Raw genomic sequence first — 17,378 nt, forward strand, 5'->3', positions numbered from 1 at the left:
ATTATCCCAAACCGGTTACGACCGAAAGGGCAGTCTAGTCCGGCAGTCGCAGTTCAAGCCAATGCGCCACGACACGCACTTTTCCGCCACCGAACTGGCCGCCAGTTGCCGTAAGTTGCAGCGGCGTCGGCTCCCAGTAGCTCATGGGGGTTCCAAGAAGGCCGCGAGACCACGATCCCGCGCCTTTTCCCAACCCTTCGCCGAAGCGGTTCGTCGCATCGGAATGCCCCAGGGACCACGAAGCCAACGTGCCGTTGATCGCCGTCAAAACCCGGGCGGTGACGCCAATGACCATCACGCCGGACGGAATCACAAGTGACGTGGTCGCTGAACTGCCCGGTCCGAGCACGACATCCTCTGTCGCCTGCCCCGTCAACAGACCAGACCCGTGCGATCCGAGCGTGACAGCCCCGAGCACCCATTGCGATCCGTCATGGATCGCCTGGACACCCCGATCCGCGACCAGCGCCCGACGGCCAAGTTTCGGTCGCGCGAAGATCCATCCTCCGTTTGATCCGATGGCGATCTTGCCGCCCTGACCTTCCCATGCGTTGCTCGCCCCCATGGGCACCCCCCAGCACTGACCGTCTTCGACCGTATCTGGGGGCATCGCGCGAGAGAGGCTCTGCAAGACAAGATCGATAGCTCCGTCGAGACGCATCATCGCATCATTGACGGTCACGTGCTTCTGCGCCTGGGCTGGAAGAAGCAGCGGCAATTCCAGATTGGCGGTCGCGCTGTCAGACATTGATCACCTTCCTTGCAAACGGGCCCGCGCCGAACTCATCGGACATTTGGGCAATTTCGACTTCGAATGCTCCCGCCGCGCGCAGCTGGGACCAGACCTGGATGGGCACATCCCATCTCGGTTCCGAGACGATCGCTTGTTCAATGATGGAACCGTTCTGGACAAGGCGGGCAAGGTATTCCTCTCGAGTTTCGCCGAGAGGAACGTCGAGACCCTCCCATCCATCTCCTTGAATGCGAGTTCTGCGAATCCAAGTTATGGTCGAGCCATTCACTGCAATATGACAAGGCGAGAAGGGCCTTAGCCCCGCGCCCCGAAAAGCCGCGGTCAAGGTGCGGTAACTGGGATCATCGGGGCCATGCGTGCCCGGCCCGACGCGCCAATGTCGCTGCTGATTTCGCGCACTAGGCGGAATATCTAGCTGGACGGCAGCGCCATCCATCAGAACCACCAAACTTCCCGCCGGCCAGACATCAGGCATCATTGCCTCGGTGCCTGCCAATCCGCGCAACCTGACACTCACCTCCCAGACACCCGACGAAACGAGCTTTGCGTCTCGGAACTGAACAAGCTCCCAACCCTCGGCAGAGCCGTCACCGATCGCCAGTAAGTTCTTGCCTTCAAGCAGGGCTGTTGCGGAAACGGACTCAAGGTTTCCGCCTTTGACACGCATCCGCAGCGCAGGACCCAAATCCCAAACCCCCGATCTCGCCTTTGCGAGAGGCGTGAGCGTCGTCCCAATGACAGATCGTGATGGCACGACGACATTGCGCGAATAACCTGCGTCGATCTGGGCGGATCCCCAGACGGTAGCCGATCCTGGCCATGGGGTCGCTGATACCGCGATATGGGGCGCATGTGGCCTTTCATCGCCACGAAGCAAGGGAAGGTCCAGAAAGGTCGACCACAAAGGAGTTGGAGGCGCGTATGCTCGCGCAACTGTCTCGTCCTCGAGCAAGCGCGGGGATCTGTAAACCCCGGGCTCCACACGGACGGCATCGATCTGAATCGCTCCAGCCTTCTCGACCCTGTCGACCCGCCAGCGTTTAGGATCCCCTGAACCCTCTGTCACCTGCACGATATCCCCAGGACCGAGCGCCGACATGGAAGCAGGCAAGGCAAAACGAACCGTGTCCTTGGCGATGACGGTCTCGCCCATCCAGCGTTCGGCGATGGCGCGGGCCTCTGGCTTGGTCAAAAGCATCGGCAGTTCACTATCCGACGAAGCTCGAAACTCACCGCCAGGAAGAACCGTCTCCGCGGTTCGAACGGAATAGTCTCCACCAGATTCTATATGCGTCAGCCGGATCCGACCGGCGAAATCGGCGTCTCCTGCCCGGGCAACCTCAAGCCCCGAGATATCCTCATCAACTGCCATGTTTTCCCGCTGCACAACGAAATCGACATAGCCGTCGCGCATTCGAAACTGCAGAACCCCGTCTCTTTCCACCGCATCGAAGCCATGGGCCAGCATCAGTGGCTGCAGGGCCGACCTTCCGCTATCAGACCCCAAGATCGAATAACCTCGCACCAGACCGGAAAGGCCCTCGGCATCAAAGGAAGCAACACCCGTTCCTCGGCAGATCTCGGCCACAACGTCCGCCAAAGGAACGGCACCCGCCCGCCCGTTCAGCCAATGGCCCCGCTGCCAAGCCGGTCCGTCCGACCATAGTTCGGTCAGCGAGGGAAAAGCCGGGAAAGGCCGTGCATCCCAGCACCAGACATGGGCACGGCTCATGTCGATCATTCGCCCGGCCGCCATGCGACCGTATTCGTCTCGCGGAGGGTTGTTCTTGGGGTTGCCCCAATGCTCGGTCACCGCGCGAATGTAGGCAGCCTGTATCGCATCGTCGCGCCCGCCATTCGAAAAATAGGGCAGCGCTGATTCAGAGCTTGCGGCATCCAGGAACTTGTTGGGTTGATTGGTACCCTTATCGAGGGATGCGCAGCCCATCTCGGTAAACCAGATCGGTTTGGATCTAGGCACCCACGGGCTAGGCTTGGCTTGACGAATGCCTGCAATGCGGTCGTGATGTTCGTTCAGCCACCAGTTCCTGATATCCTTGTATCGCCATATCCAATGCTCGTCGAAAAGCCCGTCGCGGATCGGCAGCCTGATCTGCTCTTGCCGGTCGACTTCCCGCGCATAATACCAGTCATACCCTTCCCCACCTGCGACATTGGCTCGCAGATAGTCGGGATTGTCGGGACGCCGCCAATGTGCGTCCAAATGCGTATCTCCGTCCCGCCAATCCGAAAGCGGCATGTAATTGTCGATGCCGATGAAATCGATGTTCTCATCGGCCCAGAGCGGGTCCAGATGAAAATAGACGTCGCCATTGCCCGGATGATAGCCGAAGTACTCGGACCAATCGGCGGCATAGCCGATCTTCACATCGTCCCCCAGGATATGACGGACATCTGCTGCCAGCTTTCTCAACGCCACGACCGCAGGAAAGGACAGTCCCTCACCCCGGATCTGTGTCAGTCCGACCATTTCCGAACCGATCAGAAATGCGTCAATTCCTCCGGCAATGGCGCAAAGATGAGCGTAATGCAGGATAAAGCGGCGATATGACCACTCCTCGGCGCCGACAAAACTGATGGTGTCACCAGCTTGTACGAAATCATCGACCTCGGCCGCTCCAAAAAACCTCGCGACCTCTTCCGTCGCCGATTGGGTGCCGGCGGAGCTGCCTTCCCGCCCCGCTGCAATGTTCGAGGTAATTCTCCCGCGCCAAGGCATGACAGGTTGATCTTTCGCCCCGGTCCAGGGGTCAGCTTTGCCATTCCCCTGTTGCTGTTCCATGAGGATGAACGGATAGAAGACGGCCCTTCGACCACTTGCCGCGATTTCTCGGATTGCCTCAATTACCGATCCATCCGCTGGCGTTCCACCGTATATCGGACGCTCTTGCGACCTCGCGACTTCCTCCGCCTGGTCCCTGCCGATGCCTCCTGCCCGCCAGGGCATCTCGTCTCCGTCACGAGATCTGTCCTCGACCTTTGGCTTGATCGAGCAATCGCCCGCTCGAAGGTCATCGCCGAACCATGACACGACCAAAGAAATGGATCTCACATTTGGCAATTCGCAGGCCAGCGTACGCATCGATGCGCTGAAGTCTGTCTTCGCGGATGGCGTGTTTCGGTTGACGACGCGGGTCTCTCCCAGACCGAAGTCATAGGTCACCGGAGTGGTCGCCAAAGAATACTCTCCCGTGCCAGGTATCATTGCCACCGCTTCGACCTGTCGAGACAATCCCCGCCCCTGATCCGCCGCACGTGTGACCTCGAAGGACAATTGCGGAACGCGATTGCCCCAACGTTCAAGCAACAGGTTCTCCAAAACGACATACGCGATGCCGCGATAGGCGGGCGCGTCGTCACCCTCTTCCGCAACGATCACCGGATCAGGAAGCTGGTCTTCGCGACCCAGGTAGACGCGCAAGTTCAGATCGTCTGGCGACACTTCTTCGCCGTCCGCCCAGACCCGACCTATTCCCAGGATCGGCCCTTCGCACAAGGCCAAGGCAAAGCTCAGGCGATAGCCGTATTCCGTCACACTTGGCGCGGTTCCCTTGCCTCCGCCTCGGCGCTCGCTCGTCTCGATCAGCTCTCCAGCCCAGATCACATGTCCAGAAACCCGCATCTGCCCCCAAATCTGCGGGATAGGGGTTCCTTCTCCTGCCGACTGAATTCGCAGCCGGTCGATCCGCCCCGTTGCGACCGCTTTGGATCCGCCCCCCAAAAGGCGTTGGTCCAGCGCATTTCCGACAGTCGCGCCGATTGCACGGCCAATGACGGCACCCGAAAGGCCCATCACCGTGCCGCCGAACCCGGCTCCCAGTGACGCGCCGGCAGCCGCGAGCAAGATCGTCGCCATGATGCATCCTTGTCAGTTGAGTGGAGGAAACCGGAAACGCCCGGCAATCCGCGCACGCCATGGCCCTGAAAGAGGACTTTCCACGACCCCGTGGCGCTCATAGGCGTGAACAAAGCTCGGCTCGGGACCGGCTGCGGCGACTATCCCCATGTGCTTGGCGACGCAGCCGACCTTCATCCTGAAAACGAGAACATCCCCCGCCGCCTCGACAGGGGAAGACCACAGGAACGTCCGCGCTGCATTCAGCAAAAGCTCATCGCCTCCAAGCTCCCCCCAATCGGCCGTGTAATGGGGAAGCATGGCCGGCTCGGTCCCGAAAAGCTCTCTCCAGATTCCGCGCACCAGACCGAGACAATCTGTCCCTGCCCCTTTGCACGAAGCCTGATGGACATACGGGGTTCCGATCCAGGATCGGGCCGACTCTACGATTGGCAAGCTCATCTTTTCACCGCTGGCGAAAGCAGCCAGTCTTCCGATGGAAGATGTGGAAAGCCACGGAAATTGAGAGAATTGACAAACTTTCCACGGCAGGTTTGCATCCGTTTGTCGCAGCCTGCCACAAGCTGCACGAGATCGCCGATCGCAGGTCGCTGACCCAAAGCCGTCCAGAGTTCGACCTCGCGCGATCTGCCTTCGTCTCGCCGGTCAAATTTGATCACGCCCTGTAATCCGGTGGCCTTGCCGGCCACCACGATGAAGCTGCCATGTTCGAACCAACCAGTCTCACTGTCTGAAATATCGGAAATCGAAAAAAACTGACCTTCGCGCTCTTGCAGGATCTTGCCTTCTGCCGTGTAGCCAAGCCGCGAAAGGTCGAACGTGCACTTAGCATCCCCCAGATTGGCCGAGCATCGTGGGTGAAAGACTCTTCCAAAGCTTCTGCCCAATGGCACGGATAGGCCGCGCAGCTCGGCGCGGAACGCACCCCCCTCGTGCGAAATCTCACCCAACGACCCCCGAAAAATCAGATGACGTCGCTGTGGGTCCGTCCAATCCACGTCCCAAAGCCGCACATCGGCCCCGTCCCAACGGCCCGCCATGATGTCAACCTCGGTGATGGCGTCGTCAGAAAGGGCACCTGTCGCCTCAGAGTTGTCGACCGCGAGCCCTGATGATTGCACCAATGCACTGGCGCTCAGACCGTTTTCCGGCCTGAACGAGATAGTCTCGAAAACCATGCTCTGGTCATGATCGGTGAACCCCAGAACAAGACCGTCCCTGCGTGTGACAGCCCAGGCCCGGGCTACTGTTTCGCTGATCATAACCTGACCTCGATGACGGGGATTTGTGGCAGGTCACCTGCCTGGAAGGAGGCAACCGAAACGGCAATCCGATCCGTGTCGAACCGAACCGGTACATCGAACTCGAAGCCTGCGGTCACCTCTGCGCCAACCGGGGGTGGAACTTCGAAGGAGATGGTGCCTTGCGTTGAATCTAGCGTGAAATCCCTTGCTTCATGCTGCTCCACCTTTCCCACTGCAGCGCGGACAGTGCCCGCCACGGGTTTGACGACAGGCCTCCAATAACGTGCAGGCCCGGACTGATAGGATTTTCTCAGCGCGAAAGCCTTTCTCACGCCATCTCCGGTCCCAATGATCTGATCGGCCGAACTGATTGTCCCGCCAGGAAAGCAGGATTTGTAATCGGCCCAATCCTTCCATCGGAAGCCGTGAAGCTGGCCTGCACGGGCTTCGAAGAAAGCGATCAGGGCTGCGATGTCGTCCAGCGAGCGAAGCCCCATTCCGGCATCGTAGCGGCGGCGGGAATGCTGCCATGGCGTCCGCCGCTCTTCGTGACCACTCGTCAGGGCAACGATTTCGGTCCGCCGCTCGGGCCCGCCGACCGAACCGAAGGAAAGGTTGGTGGGAAATCTAATCTCGTGAAACGCCATAATTCACCCGTTCCTGTCGCCGCGCGCGATGACCCGCCCCAGTTGCGCAGCGATCTGTCCTTGCGACCGCTGGAATCCGGCCACATCGGGGGTCGAAACATTGAAGGTCACGTTGACGGGCCTTGCTCCGCCCGAGGCGGCGACCCCTAACCTGCCATCGGCACCACGGGTCAGCGGCATGATTGCCTCTGGCCCGGCCTCCCCCATCAGCCCGGTCGCGCCGCGCATGGGAAAATGCGTCGGCTGGCTCACCACCCCTCCCTTGGCGAAAGGCATGACCCGCCCCTGGGTGAATGCACTACCACTCGCGAAGGGCATGGCCCCTGAAAGCAACCCGTTCACCCCTTGCGAGATCGCCCCTGAAATCGCTTGCTGAACGGGCTTCATCGCGACCGAAAATGCGCTGTCGGCCAAACTCCGGGCAACTCCTTTCAGCGCGTCGCTCAGCTTCACACCGTCGAATACCAGCCCCTCGAACGCCCTGCGAAGTCCGATGCCAATTCCTGAACTGAGACTCGAGACTTCTCTCCCCGTGAAAAGCATCGAGTCGCGCAGACGGGATAACTCCCTTTCGAACGCAGCCGTTACCTGCCCGCTTTCGTCGATGCTTTTCTCAAGCGAAGCCCGTCCGACCACAGGCTCATCTATTCCGTCTCCTTCGGTCACGGCCCTAACTCCTGTGTTGATTTTCAATCAGTCTTCCCGATGGCTCTGAGCATCCGGATAAAGGGCCGCGAGCTCTGCCAGGCGGCTCCGCGTCATGGCGGCTTCCCCTGCCACCACCCCCAGCATTGCCGCCAGTTCAGCTGGGGTCAGCGCCCAGAAGACAGCCGGTTGCAGCCCGAGCCCACCAAGCATTGACGGACCCATTCCGACCCTGATGAGTCCGGCCCAATCAAGCGAGCGGCGGCTCATGCACCTTCCAGCCGGAATGCGCGTGCAAGCAGCGTAGCGGCCAGTTTCGCCGCTTCCATCGGCCCGCCTCTCAACTCGGAATTCAGCAGATTGGATCGTTCCCCCTCCCATCCACCTCCTCGCAAACCCGCGACAATTACAGCGATCACGTCATGGCTGGAGAACTGCCCGGTCTCGAACCGTTCGATCAGTTCGATCATGCTTTTGGCACCCAGCTCTGTTTCGAGTTCCGCGAGGGCACCCAGGGTCAGCCTGGCCGGGAAGGACTGATCGTTCAGCACCACCTCGACCTCTCCCCTCCAAGGGTTGACCATGTCAGAGCGAGACGAAACTAAGCGCACCCGCGCTGGCCAGGGAAACTTCATAGGTCGCCTCTCCGTTGTAGCTGCCGGAATATTCAAGGCTGGTGATCTGGAACGGCCCCTCGACGGTTCCGAAATCCGGGATCACCACCTGAAAGCGTGGAACTTCCCCGTCAAAGAACACCTGACGCGCTCGCTCGTCCGTCGTCGCGTCGCGAAACACGCCGGAACCCGAGATCGCTGCCGACCGCACCCCTGCGCCGCCCAGCAATTCTCTCCAGCGCCCCTCGCTCTCCAGGCTCGTGACATCGACGGTTTCGGCGTTGAACGCGATCCGGGTCGCCCTGAGCCCCGCGATTGTCTCGAAATGCCCATCACCCGTCATGTCCAGCTTGATCAGCAGGTCGCGGCCATTCTGCACTGCCATATTCTCTTCTCCTCAACCAAGATCGATGCGCGCGCGAAAGATCAGATCGACCCTCCGACCGTCGCCGTTCCCAATGCGTTGGGCCTTGGCCCTGACGAACCAGATGCCCACGAGATGCCCCGTCGCGAGAGCAAATGACGCGCTCTCAAGCGCCGTGGTCACTTGCGCTGCAACCGCCTTGGCTTCGCGGAATCCGCCAGGTTCATCTGCCCCGGAATGAACCGAGATCCGCAATTCGTGGACGGAGCCGCGCCCGGTCATGTCGCCCGCATCCCGGGTGTCCTCAGGACCGATCGCCACATGCACCCCTGCCGGCGGCACGGCGGGCGAAGCGTCATAGATCCGATCGCCGACCAGATCGCGCAGCGCGTCATTCGCGATGAGAGCCTGATAGATTGATGTCTGAAGCGCCAATGCGGCCTGATAGCTCATCGACGCACCTCCTCAGTAGCTCTGCACGTCAAGTATCTGCCTTCCGGACCATCCTCGGCGACCGATGCGATCAGAAAGGTCCGGAGCGCGTAACCGCTCCCCATCCGAAACCGCTGGCCTGGAAGCGGTCGCCGCGGGTCCGAAACCGCGGCTGCCCTGACCCTAATCTGCCAGCTCACCCTGTTCTCGTTGCCGATCCCTGCTGCCCGCTCACGGCTTGAACCGGCCACGAGTTCGGCCCAATGCTCACCAATGGGGCTCCAAACTGTCTCAAAGCCACCCATGCCGTCGGATTCGCTCTTGGGCGCTTCCAGAACAAGTGGCACCGTCATTCGCGGCGCCCTCATGTGCGGCCCCGCGAAGCGCCGCGCCCCCCAAGCACCCTCACCGACCGCCAACGTTCCACAAGCGCGCTGACGCCAAATGGCATCGCCGCCTGACTACCCTCGAAGGTACGATCCTCGTGATAGCGCGCGGCAAGCAGTAAGACCGCCTGCGCCAGATCCGCCGGAATCGCCTCCCAAGCAGTGCCGAAGCCAGCCGAAAAGATCACTGAAACGCTGCCTCCTTGCGGCACGGTCGGCAGAAACGCCGAACGCGGTGCCAGAATGGGGCGCTGCAAGTCCGCCACCAGGCGATAACTTTCGCGGTCAAGCACGGTGACCCGCCCCGCGCCGTCATCAACATCGATCCTGTCGATCGAGTTGACAGGAGCCAGGGGCAGCGTCTGCGCTTCGCAATCCCGCCAGTTTTCCAGGCGCATCCGGAACTGACGCGACAGCAGCACTTTGCCGGTCCGAGCTTCCACCGTCGCCATGGCCGCCCGAAGGAAACCCGTCAGCGCAGCGGTCTCGGACGAGTCGTCCGCGATCTCGAACCCTCGCGCCAGACGCAAATGGGCGCGCAACCCACTTACCGGCAATGCCTCGACCGGAGGCGCGGTCATTTCCACTAGCATCATCGTCAGACCCTTCCCTTCGCACGGTCGGCGCATGTTCGGTTCGAAACGGGGTCGCGCATGTCCGCCATCGCGCGCGCGGACAGTAGCCGGTCAAGCGGACTTGGGCTGCGCGACCCCCTTCGGCTTCAGATCAGCCGAAGACCATGAGCTTGATCGCGCGGGCGTCGGTCACGCCACCGCCGACACGCTTGGTTGCATAGAACAGCACATGCGGTTTGGCCGAGAACGGGTCGCGCAGAACCCGCAGGTCGGGGCGCTCGACGATCGTATAGGCCGCTTTGAAATCACCAAAGGCGATCGCATATGAACCCGCCGCGATGTCGGGCATGTCCTCGCACAGCAGGACCGGGTAGCCCAGCAGTTGCGGAGGCTGTCCCATCGCAAGGGAATCCGACCACAGGAAACGACCGTCGGTGTCGCGCATCTTGCGCACGGCGGCGGCGGTCTTCGAGTTCATGACAAAGGTTGCGTTCGCCCGATGCTGCGCACCCAGCGCGTAGACAAGATCGATCAGTGCATTGGCTGGATTGGTCGAGGCGAAATCGCCGGCACCGCCCGACGGGATCGTTCCGATCTGAGCATTCGTTGCCGCTGCGTTCGCTGCCTTGGCATGGGTCAGGAAGCCCTTGGGCTTGTTCACCCCATCCCCATTGACGAAGGCAGTCGCTTCCGCACGAGCGAACTTCTCGGCAATACGCCCGGCAAGCCAGGTCTCGACGTCGAAGGCCGCATCATCCAGCAGCCGTTGGCTGGCCTTGGGCATGGCGGAAAGTTCATGAACCGGAATGACCACCCGCTGCACTGCCGATGTGCCGGTCTCTGCCTGCGTTCCGGCCTCGCTCGACCAGCCCGTGGCGATATCTCCCATATCGACGAGCACTTCGTAATTCGCGGACTCGACCGTCACCACATTGGCAACGCGGCGCAACGAGGCGGTAACGTTCAGCGCATCCTGAACCTGTACCGCGACGGTCGGAGCCGCCAGGAAGCCGCCGTCAGACGAGGTCGTCATGGCCTTCCCTTCCAATACGATGCCGCGCAGGGCCGCATCGTCGCCGTGGCGAACATATGCGTCGAAGGCCTTCTGATGCGGCGCACCGGCATCCGCCTCGGCCGAAAGAGGGGCACGGCCCCGGTGATTGGTCTTGCGATCCAGCATGGTCATGCGCTCTTCCTGTGCTTGCAGTCGTTTCTGAATATCCAAGCGGAAAATCTTGAGTTCATTGACGAACCCGATCATCTCGCTCTCAAGGTTGCCGGGCATGGCTTCCCCGGCCGCGGCCTTGGCCTCGGTCATGCTTCCTCCATTGCGGTGAAAATCACTCGGCGCGCAGCGCCTTGGTTGCGGCACGGAACGCCGCCGCCATCTCGAATTCCCGATCGGATTTCTGACCGACCTTCGCCTCGGCCAGCATCGGGAAAGTGACCAGGGACACCTCCCACAGCTCGACCTCACTCAGCAGCCGCCGCCCCTTGGCGTCGCGCTCGGCGGAAATGGTTCGGTAGCCGATCGAAAGGCCATCCATCGCGCCAGCGGCAATCAGCGCGGCGGCCTCACGAGCCTGGGCGATTTCGGGCAAAAGGCGCCCCTTGACCCACAGCCCCTTCGCGTCCTCGCGGATTTCGTCCCAGACGCCGATGGGCCGGGCGGGGTCGTGCTGCCACAGCATCCTGACCCGGTCCCCCCTTTCTGCCACGCGCCTCAGGCTTTCCGCAAAGGCGCCCTTGGTCACGATATCGCCGCCCTGATCAGGCAGGCCGAAAAGGCTCGCATAGCCTTCGATGGTCGCACCATCCGAGACAAGCGTTCCGCCGGCGGCATGTTTGAGTTCCAGCCCATAGTCCTTCAAATTCACCTCAGCCTCCTTTCGGTGCGTATTCCAGGATCGACTGCACGGCCTGCGTGAGGATGACTGCGACCACGCCGTAGACCGTCATCCAAAGCCGACGTTCCAGCCCCTCGATCAATGCCTCGATCCGTTCGAGGCGTCGTTCCACCTGCCCGAACTGCAAGGCCATGATCCTCTCCTGTGTGTCGAAGCGCTGGTCGTGCCAGTCGAAGGGCTCCTTCAGAAAACGCGAACCCTCCATCTTACCCCTCCGAAAGTGGCGGCAAGCCCAGCACCGCGCGCTTCTCTGAATCCGTCAGGAAAATGGCATCGCCGACACGTTTCCATTGCTGATCGCGCTCTTCTGCCAGCGCCGGCACCTGATCGGGATCGGGGCGCAGGTCGATCTCTGCCCCCATGTGCTCCGACAGCCACCAGGCCAGCGCGCTTGCGACCCGTGACACCAAAGGCAATACCGTCAGCCGGTAGAAGGCACGATGCGCCTCGGCATAGTTTGCATAGGTCGCATCCCCCGGAATGCCGATCAGCATCGGAGGCACGCCGAAAGCCTGCGCGATTTCACGCGCTGCGGCCTTCTTGGTCTCGTGAAATTCCATGTCACTGGGGCTGAACCCCATCGGCTTCCAGTCAAGGCCGCCTTCCAGCAGCATCGGCCGCCCCGCATTGCGCGCGCCCTGATGGTGCAACTCCATCTCGGTCACCAGCCGATCATACTGGTCAGGCGACAGGCTGCCCTGCCCGTCCACGCCCTTGTAGATGATGGCCCCCGAAGGCCGCGCAGCATTGTCAAGCAATGCCTTGGACCAGCTCGATGCACTGTTATGCACGTCCACCGCGACCGCCGCCGCCTGCATGGGCGACAGCCCATAGTGATCGTCCAGCGGGTGAAAGCTCTTGATATGGCAGATCGGATCGGGGCTTCCGGCCATTTCGAACCGGAACTTGCGCCCGCCCACTGCATATTCATAGGCCTCGGGCCAGCCATCTGTTCCGGGCACGACGGCGATCCGGTCCGAGCGCAGGACGTGCAATTCAGCGGGCAATCCCTTGGCGCCCTCTCCGACGGCCTCGACATAGCCGTTGCCGCTCAGCAGGATCTGCCCGATCAGCGCCTCGAGCAGATCTGCCCTGCCCTGCCCTGGATTGGGCCTGCGCAACAGGTCCAGCACCGGGTGAGTGTCATAGCGCCGCTCGCGATCCTGGCACAGCAGCGGAACCGCCGCTGCCGCTTCGGCAATCAGGCGCACGGCGCGAAATCCGACCGGGTTTCCTGAAAACCCGGCCCGCGTCAGCGAAACCGTGTCGCGGGGCGACCAGACCACGCGCCCTGCTCCGGCCGACAGCGCCACGATCTTGCCCGTTGCGCTCGCCTTTGTTTCCACGGAAGCCTCGGACCTTGCCTGCCCGAACCAACGAAAACCCATGGTTTCCTCCTGATTTCCCAAGAAAAAAGGGCCGCCTTGCGCGACCCTTCTCGGACCTTCGGAGGCCCGGTTCAAATTCCGTCGGATCGTCAGAGACCCCTGATCTGCGGGTTCCTCGCATGCGCCGACGGTTCGATCATCAGCTCATGTATTGCCCAGACCAGTGCATCCAGACGGTCGGGCGATCCCTTGCCGTCATAGCCACGTACGGTCATTCGGCACATCTGGTCTTCCAGCGCCCCCAGCCCCCGCAAGTGATGAACTCGCCCCTGCTCGTAAAGCGCGGCGACTGGTTCGGCACGCAGCCCCTTGCCCCGCCCGGCCCGCAAGGCCTTGAAGGGCACCAGCGGATCGATCTGACGGACAACGCTTTCGACAAGATCGCCGCCCTGGTTGACCTCGGCCACCAGGCGTTCGGCACCGTGACGATCCATCGCCGAGATCGCGGCGCGGGCCCAGTCGGTCGGGCCGCCCCGCACGGTTGCGTCCTCCAGCACATAGGCCCGCCAGCCGGTCGCCGGCCCCTCGGCCCGGACGCCCGCGACAATGATGCCGCATTCGTCCGAGCCCGCTCCGCCCGTCACCGAAGGATCGACCGCGACCACGATGCGGGTCAATTCGGGGGCCTTGTCCGTCCGGCAGCGCTCCACCATCGCGGTCGTCCACAGCGCGCCTTCGACATCCTCCAGAAGCACGCCCTCCAGTTCCTGCCGACCCAGCCTGGTGCCCGCATAACGCTCTTCGACCTCGGCCAGGAAGCTCTCGGCCAGATAGGCGCGGTTCGCATCCGTCGGCGCATGGGTCGTGACGGTCGAGGCATTGCCCAGGATGCGCTTCAGCACCGCGACATTGCGCGGTGTCGTCGTCACCACTTGCTGGGGATGATCACCCAGCCGCAACGCGAATTGCAGCATGTCCCAGGTGTCCTCCGCCTTCTTCCACTTGGCCAGTTCATCGACCCATGCCGCGTCGAATTGGGGACCCCGCAGCGCCTCGGGCTCATGCGCCGAAAAGACCTGCGCCGTCGCCCCGTTCTGCCAGACCAGCCTGCGCCGGCCGGCTTCCCATACCGGCCGGCGGTCAGGAGGCGAGCAGGCCAGAATGCCCGACTCGCCAAAGACCATCACGTCGCGCGCCTGGTCAAATGTCTCACTGACCAGCGCCACCCGATGGGCGCGCCCCGGCATCTCCGGGGTCGCGCCCTCGACCTGCCCCCTGACCCATTCCGCGCCGGCGCGGGTCTTGCCCGCGCCGCGCCCGCCCATGATGACCCAGCTTTTCCAGTCGCCTTCGGGCGGCAACTGGTGCGGCAGCGCCCAGAACTCGAACAACCAGGGCAGGCTCGCCAGCGCATTGTCGCTGAGCCCCCCCAGGAATTCGTCAACCTCCCGAGGTTCGGCGCAGGCAAGCCAGGCGGCGCCCGATTTCATCTCGTGCCGCGACAAGGTCGAGAGCGCCTCCTTCGACCTGTCCGGCTGCATCCTTGCGAAGCTTGTCAACCTTGCCCCTTTCCTCCAGCACCAGATGCGCGGCCGCCCTCAGGTCGCGCACCAGTCGGCCGGATTCCTTCAATTCATTCGTTTCGCCGGCCTGGATCTTCAGCCGCAGCCGATGCAGATCCGCCGCATAGGACTGAAACAGCCCATCCGCGATTTCCAGCACGCTCATGTCGGGCACCACTTCGGCGCCAGCCATGTAAGGCCCTTCCGGTGGCTCAATCCCCGGATCGAAGTTCATCGTCATAGGTGTGTCGCCTTGCCCTCGTGTGATTGTCCGCACGAGCGAGCCATGAAAAAAGCGGCCCGAGGTCGTCGACCCGGCCGCTTGCCCATTTCTCCCAGCATGGATAATTTCTACCTTAGGGCGTTCGCAGAGTCAACGATAAACCCAAGGTTGAATACAGCTTTCGAATTTATTCTGTAAAATCAAATATCTAGGCACGCAACACCCCAGCGTGCGCCATGCGCAACGGGGCGAAAGGATCGCCCCGCTACATTCCGAATCTAGTCGCCTTGAACCGGAGACAAGGGTTGTCCGCGTTCCCGTTCGATCCTGCGCCAGCGGGCAACATTCTCATTGTGCTCCGCAAGGGTCCGCGCAAAGGCATGCCCGCCCGATCCGTCGGCGACGAAAAAGATGAAATCCGTCTCCTCGGGGTCCATCGCAGCCTCGATCGCGGCGCGGCCAGGATTGGCGATCGGGGTCGGCGGAAGGCCCGCGATCACATAGGTATTGTAAGGCGTGCGGCGGCGCAGCTCCGAGCCGCGAATGCCGCGATCCAGTACGCCCTGACCTTTAGTGACGCCATAGATCACCGTCGGGTCGGTCTCCAGACGCATTTCTCGGCGCAACCGGTTGATGAACACGCTTGCGACGACGCGGCGCTCGGCGGCGACCCCGGTTTCCTTCTCGATGATCGAGGCCATGATCAGCGCCTCTTGCGGCGTCGCATAGGGCAGATCCGGCTGACGCTTTTCCCATGCCGCAGCCAGGATCGACGCCTGGCGCTCGGCCATCTCGTCGATCAGGTCGCCCCGATCAGAGCCCTTTTGCACCTCATAGGTCTCGGGAGCGAGGCTGCCCTCATCGGGAACCTTGGCGACATTCCCGGCAAGGAACTTCGCCTGCTTCAGCCCCTCGACGATCTGCCAGCTGGTCACGCCCTCGGCCACCGTGATGCGCAGCCGCGAGGTCGCGCTTTCCTCGGCGGCCAGGATCGGGGCCGGGGCTTCCTCTTTGGCCGGGTCGTATTTGGCCTGCTCGGCCATCGAGCCCGTTTCGGGGTCAATATCGCGCAGCACCACCGAGTTCTCGCGCACGCCGATCCGCAGGGTCAGTTCGACCCCGCAGGTCGATGGGCCGCCCGCCGACAGGATATCGACGACCTGCTCCATCGTTGAATGCGCGGGGATGAGATAGGAGCCGAATTTCAGCCCCCCCGCCTTGCCCCGGTAGTCCGTTCCCGCACGAAAGATATAGCCATTCGAGACGACCCCCTGTTCCACCAACTGGTCGCTGACCGCGGCCAGACTGGCGCCCGGGGCGACGCGGACGCATTGCGCGGAAGCACTCGGACCAGGACTGCTGTATTCGTGCTTGCCCCAGGCAATCGCGGCCGCAACCGCGACCAGGATGACGATCAGCAGCGTCAGGAAGTTCGACGCGATATGGCGCCACATCATTGCGGGACGCGCCCCATGACAAGGCTGGCATTCGTCCCGCCAAAGCCGAAGCTGTTCGACAGAACGTAATCCACCTTGCGGCGAACAGCGGCATTCGCGGCCAGGTCGATCCGGGTTTCCCGCGCCGGATTGTCGAGATTGATCGTCGGCGGGCAGATCTGGTCACGGATCGCCAGGATGCAGAAGATCGCCTCGACCGCGCCAGCCGCGCCCAACAGGTGCCCGATCGACGATTTGGTCGAGGACATGACCACGTTGCCCGCGGCTTCGCCCAGCATCCGCTCGACCGCGCCCAGTTCGATCACGTCGGCCATGGTCGAGGTGCCATGCGCGTTGATGTAATCCAGATCGGCGGGCGCGATATTCGCGCGTTTCATCGCGGCGGCCATGCTGCGGAACCCGCCATCACCGTCTTCGGACGGCGCCGTGATGTGATAGGCGTCTCCCGACATGCCGTAACCCAGCACTTCGGCATAGATCTTGGCCCCGCGCGCCTTCGCGTGCTCGTATTCCTCCAGCACGACGACGCCCGCGCCCTCGCCCATGACGAAACCGTCGCGGCCCTCATCCCAGGGACGGCTGGCCGCCTTGGGATCGTTCTCGCATTTGGTCGACAGCGCCTTGCAGGCGTTGAAGCCCGCAACCCCGATCTCGCAGATCGGGCTCTCCGCGCCGCCCGCGATCATCACGTCGGCATCCCCCAGCATGATAAGCCGCGCCGCATCGCCGATGGCGTGCGCCCCCGTCGAGCATGCGGTGACGACGGCATGGTTCGGGCCCTTGAAACCGAAGCGGATCGAAACCTGCCCTGAAACAAGATTGATCAGCGCGCCGGGAATGAAGAAGGGCGAAACGCGCTTCGGCCCGCGCTCCTTGATCAGGACAGCTGTGTCGGCAATCGACGAAAGCCCGCCAATGCCCGAACCGATCATCACGCCGGTGCGGATGCGATCCTCTTCGGATTGGGGCTCCCAGCCCGCATCCTTCACCGCCTGATCGGCTGCGGCCATACCGTAAAGGATGAAGTCATCCACCTTGCGGCGGTCCTTGGGTTCCATCCAGTCATCGGGGTTGAATGTGCCGTCGGTCCCGTCACCATAAGGGATCTCGCAGGCATATTTCGTCGCGACATCCTTGGCATCGAACCGCGTGATAGGTCCCGCGCCGGATTCCCCGGCGAGAAGGCGCCTCCAGGTCTCTTCGACCCCCGAGGCCAGCGGCGTGACCATACCAAGGCCGGTGACGACAACTCTGCGCATAGACGGCTCCTTAACCCTCGCTTAATCGCTGCGGTTCTACACGCGGCCAGTCCTCGGCGCAACGCCATGACTTTTCGCACGGTCCCGGAACCTGTGACGATGCT

20 protein-coding genes are annotated in these 17,378 nt (G+C 62.4%); all 20 read right to left on the minus strand.

What is annotated here, in order from left to right; translation table 11 throughout:
* Nucleotides 1-34: 34 nt before the first annotated feature.
* The 20 genes from RGQ15_RS00270 to fabF all read right to left on the minus strand — a co-directional run bounded on the left by RGQ15_RS00270 (nucleotide 35) and on the right by fabF (nucleotide 17,274).
* Nucleotides 35-748, minus strand: coding sequence for a DUF2793 domain-containing protein (locus tag RGQ15_RS00270; RefSeq protein WP_311158207.1), 714 nt, complete (start codon nucleotides 746-748; stop codon nucleotides 35-37).
* Nucleotides 741-4,631, minus strand: a complete 3,891-nt coding sequence (locus tag RGQ15_RS00275) for a baseplate multidomain protein megatron (protein WP_311158208.1) — start codon at nucleotides 4,629-4,631, stop codon at nucleotides 741-743. The genes RGQ15_RS00270 and RGQ15_RS00275 overlap by 8 nt, the downstream gene beginning before the upstream one ends.
* Nucleotides 4,632-4,643: 12 nt before the next feature.
* Complete coding sequence (locus RGQ15_RS00280) at nucleotides 4,644-5,072, minus strand: NlpC/P60 family protein (RefSeq protein ID WP_311158209.1); 429 nt, start codon at nucleotides 5,070-5,072, stop codon at nucleotides 4,644-4,646.
* A complete protein-coding gene (locus RGQ15_RS00285; RefSeq protein WP_311158210.1) occupies nucleotides 5,069-5,893 on the minus strand; it encodes a DUF2163 domain-containing protein in 825 nt (274 codons plus the stop codon). Before RGQ15_RS00285 ends, RGQ15_RS00280 begins: the two co-directional genes overlap by 4 nt.
* Nucleotides 5,890-6,522 carry a DUF2460 domain-containing protein gene (locus tag RGQ15_RS00290; RefSeq protein WP_311158211.1) on the minus strand — a complete coding sequence of 211 codons (633 nt, stop codon included), beginning with the start codon at nucleotides 6,520-6,522 and terminating at the stop codon, nucleotides 5,890-5,892. The genes RGQ15_RS00285 and RGQ15_RS00290 overlap by 4 nt, the downstream gene beginning before the upstream one ends.
* 3 nt (nucleotides 6,523-6,525) lie before the next feature.
* Nucleotides 6,526-7,188 carry a phage tail tape measure protein gene (locus RGQ15_RS00295; RefSeq protein ID WP_311158212.1) on the minus strand — a complete coding sequence of 221 codons (663 nt, stop codon included), beginning with the start codon at nucleotides 7,186-7,188 and terminating at the stop codon, nucleotides 6,526-6,528.
* Nucleotides 7,189-7,215: 27 nt separating this feature from the next.
* A complete protein-coding gene (locus tag RGQ15_RS00300; protein WP_311158213.1) occupies nucleotides 7,216-7,437 on the minus strand; it encodes a phage tail assembly chaperone in 222 nt (73 codons plus the stop codon).
* Nucleotides 7,434-7,751 (minus strand): gene transfer agent family protein, encoded by a 318-nt coding sequence (locus RGQ15_RS00305; protein WP_311158214.1) that lies wholly within the window; start codon nucleotides 7,749-7,751, stop codon nucleotides 7,434-7,436. The genes RGQ15_RS00300 and RGQ15_RS00305 overlap by 4 nt, the downstream gene beginning before the upstream one ends.
* Before the next feature lies 1 nt (nucleotide 7,752).
* Entirely contained in the window at nucleotides 7,753-8,166 is a 414-nt protein-coding gene (locus RGQ15_RS00310; RefSeq protein ID WP_311158215.1) for a phage major tail protein, TP901-1 family, read from the minus strand.
* A 12-nt stretch (nucleotides 8,167-8,178) separates the two neighbouring features.
* The gene (locus RGQ15_RS00315) at nucleotides 8,179-8,598 is read right to left on the minus strand and encodes a DUF3168 domain-containing protein (protein ID WP_311158216.1); all 420 of its coding nucleotides are present in this window, start codon (nucleotides 8,596-8,598) and stop codon (nucleotides 8,179-8,181) included.
* Nucleotides 8,595-8,945 carry a head-tail adaptor protein gene (locus RGQ15_RS00320; RefSeq protein ID WP_311158217.1) on the minus strand — a complete coding sequence of 117 codons (351 nt, stop codon included), beginning with the start codon at nucleotides 8,943-8,945 and terminating at the stop codon, nucleotides 8,595-8,597. Before RGQ15_RS00320 ends, RGQ15_RS00315 begins: the two co-directional genes overlap by 4 nt.
* Nucleotides 8,942-9,559 (minus strand): head-tail connector protein, encoded by a 618-nt coding sequence (locus RGQ15_RS00325; RefSeq protein ID WP_311158218.1) that lies wholly within the window; start codon nucleotides 9,557-9,559, stop codon nucleotides 8,942-8,944. The genes RGQ15_RS00320 and RGQ15_RS00325 overlap by 4 nt, the downstream gene beginning before the upstream one ends.
* A gap of 130 nt (nucleotides 9,560-9,689) precedes the next feature.
* A complete protein-coding gene (locus RGQ15_RS00330; RefSeq protein ID WP_311158219.1) occupies nucleotides 9,690-10,856 on the minus strand; it encodes a phage major capsid protein in 1,167 nt (388 codons plus the stop codon).
* 22 nt (nucleotides 10,857-10,878) lie between these two features.
* Nucleotides 10,879-11,415: an HK97 family phage prohead protease gene (locus tag RGQ15_RS00335; RefSeq protein WP_311158220.1), complete on the minus strand. Its 537-nt coding sequence runs from the start codon at nucleotides 11,413-11,415 to the stop codon at nucleotides 10,879-10,881.
* Between the two features lies 1 nt (nucleotide 11,416).
* Entirely contained in the window at nucleotides 11,417-11,650 is a 234-nt protein-coding gene (locus RGQ15_RS00340) for a GTA head formation protein, RCAP_rcc01685 family (RefSeq protein ID WP_311158221.1), read from the minus strand.
* Between the two features lies 1 nt (nucleotide 11,651).
* Complete coding sequence (locus RGQ15_RS00345; protein WP_311158222.1) at nucleotides 11,652-12,833, minus strand: phage portal protein; 1,182 nt, start codon at nucleotides 12,831-12,833, stop codon at nucleotides 11,652-11,654.
* A gap of 89 nt (nucleotides 12,834-12,922) precedes the next feature.
* Nucleotides 12,923-14,263, minus strand: coding sequence for a DNA-packaging protein (locus tag RGQ15_RS00350; protein ID WP_311161001.1), 1,341 nt, complete (start codon nucleotides 14,261-14,263; stop codon nucleotides 12,923-12,925).
* Entirely contained in the window at nucleotides 14,214-14,576 is a 363-nt protein-coding gene (locus tag RGQ15_RS00355) for a permease (protein ID WP_311158223.1), read from the minus strand. Before RGQ15_RS00355 ends, RGQ15_RS00350 begins: the two co-directional genes overlap by 50 nt.
* A gap of 260 nt (nucleotides 14,577-14,836) precedes the next feature.
* Entirely contained in the window at nucleotides 14,837-16,012 is a 1,176-nt protein-coding gene (gene mltG / locus RGQ15_RS00360) for an endolytic transglycosylase MltG (protein WP_311161002.1), read from the minus strand.
* Nucleotides 16,012-17,274: a beta-ketoacyl-ACP synthase II gene (gene fabF / locus RGQ15_RS00365; protein WP_311158224.1), complete on the minus strand. Its 1,263-nt coding sequence runs from the start codon at nucleotides 17,272-17,274 to the stop codon at nucleotides 16,012-16,014. The genes mltG and fabF overlap by 1 nt, the downstream gene beginning before the upstream one ends.
* Nucleotides 17,275-17,378: the final 104 nt, after the last annotated feature.

This window comes from Paracoccus sp. MBLB3053, assembly GCF_031822435.1.
Taxonomy (GTDB): Bacteria; Pseudomonadota; Alphaproteobacteria; order Rhodobacterales; family Rhodobacteraceae; genus Paracoccus; species Paracoccus aurantius.

Excerpts from the sequence above, each read along its gene's own strand:
- RGQ15_RS00270 (WP_311158207.1), bottom strand. The coding sequence starts at position 748 with ATGTCTGACAGCGCGACCGCCAATCTGGAATTGCCGCTGCTTCTTCCA.
- RGQ15_RS00275 (WP_311158208.1), bottom strand. The coding sequence starts at position 4,631 with ATGGCGACGATCTTGCTCGCGGCTGCCGGCGCGTCACTGGGAGCCGGG.
- RGQ15_RS00280 (WP_311158209.1), bottom strand. The coding sequence starts at position 5,072 with ATGAGCTTGCCAATCGTAGAGTCGGCCCGATCCTGGATCGGAACCCCG.
- RGQ15_RS00285 (WP_311158210.1), bottom strand. The coding sequence starts at position 5,893 with ATGATCAGCGAAACAGTAGCCCGGGCCTGGGCTGTCACACGCAGGGAC.
- RGQ15_RS00290 (WP_311158211.1), bottom strand. The coding sequence starts at position 6,522 with ATGGCGTTTCACGAGATTAGATTTCCCACCAACCTTTCCTTCGGTTCG.
- RGQ15_RS00300 (WP_311158213.1), bottom strand. The coding sequence starts at position 7,437 with ATGAGCCGCCGCTCGCTTGATTGGGCCGGACTCATCAGGGTCGGAATG.
- RGQ15_RS00305 (WP_311158214.1), bottom strand. The coding sequence starts at position 7,751 with ATGGTCAACCCTTGGAGGGGAGAGGTCGAGGTGGTGCTGAACGATCAG.
- RGQ15_RS00310 (WP_311158215.1), bottom strand. The coding sequence starts at position 8,166 with ATGGCAGTGCAGAATGGCCGCGACCTGCTGATCAAGCTGGACATGACG.
- RGQ15_RS00315 (WP_311158216.1), bottom strand. The coding sequence starts at position 8,598 with ATGAGCTATCAGGCCGCATTGGCGCTTCAGACATCAATCTATCAGGCT.
- RGQ15_RS00320 (WP_311158217.1), bottom strand. The coding sequence starts at position 8,945 with ATGAGGGCGCCGCGAATGACGGTGCCACTTGTTCTGGAAGCGCCCAAG.
- RGQ15_RS00325 (WP_311158218.1), bottom strand. The coding sequence starts at position 9,559 with ATGATGCTAGTGGAAATGACCGCGCCTCCGGTCGAGGCATTGCCGGTA.
- RGQ15_RS00330 (WP_311158219.1), bottom strand. The coding sequence starts at position 10,856 with ATGACCGAGGCCAAGGCCGCGGCCGGGGAAGCCATGCCCGGCAACCTT.
- RGQ15_RS00340 (WP_311158221.1), bottom strand. The coding sequence starts at position 11,650 with ATGGAGGGTTCGCGTTTTCTGAAGGAGCCCTTCGACTGGCACGACCAG.
- RGQ15_RS00345 (WP_311158222.1), bottom strand. The coding sequence starts at position 12,833 with ATGGGTTTTCGTTGGTTCGGGCAGGCAAGGTCCGAGGCTTCCGTGGAA.
- RGQ15_RS00350 (WP_311161001.1), bottom strand. The coding sequence starts at position 14,263 with ATGAAATCGGGCGCCGCCTGGCTTGCCTGCGCCGAACCTCGGGAGGTT.
- RGQ15_RS00355 (WP_311158223.1), bottom strand. The coding sequence starts at position 14,576 with ATGACGATGAACTTCGATCCGGGGATTGAGCCACCGGAAGGGCCTTAC.
- mltG (WP_311161002.1), bottom strand. The coding sequence starts at position 16,012 with ATGTGGCGCCATATCGCGTCGAACTTCCTGACGCTGCTGATCGTCATC.
- fabF (WP_311158224.1), bottom strand. The coding sequence starts at position 17,274 with ATGCGCAGAGTTGTCGTCACCGGCCTTGGTATGGTCACGCCGCTGGCC.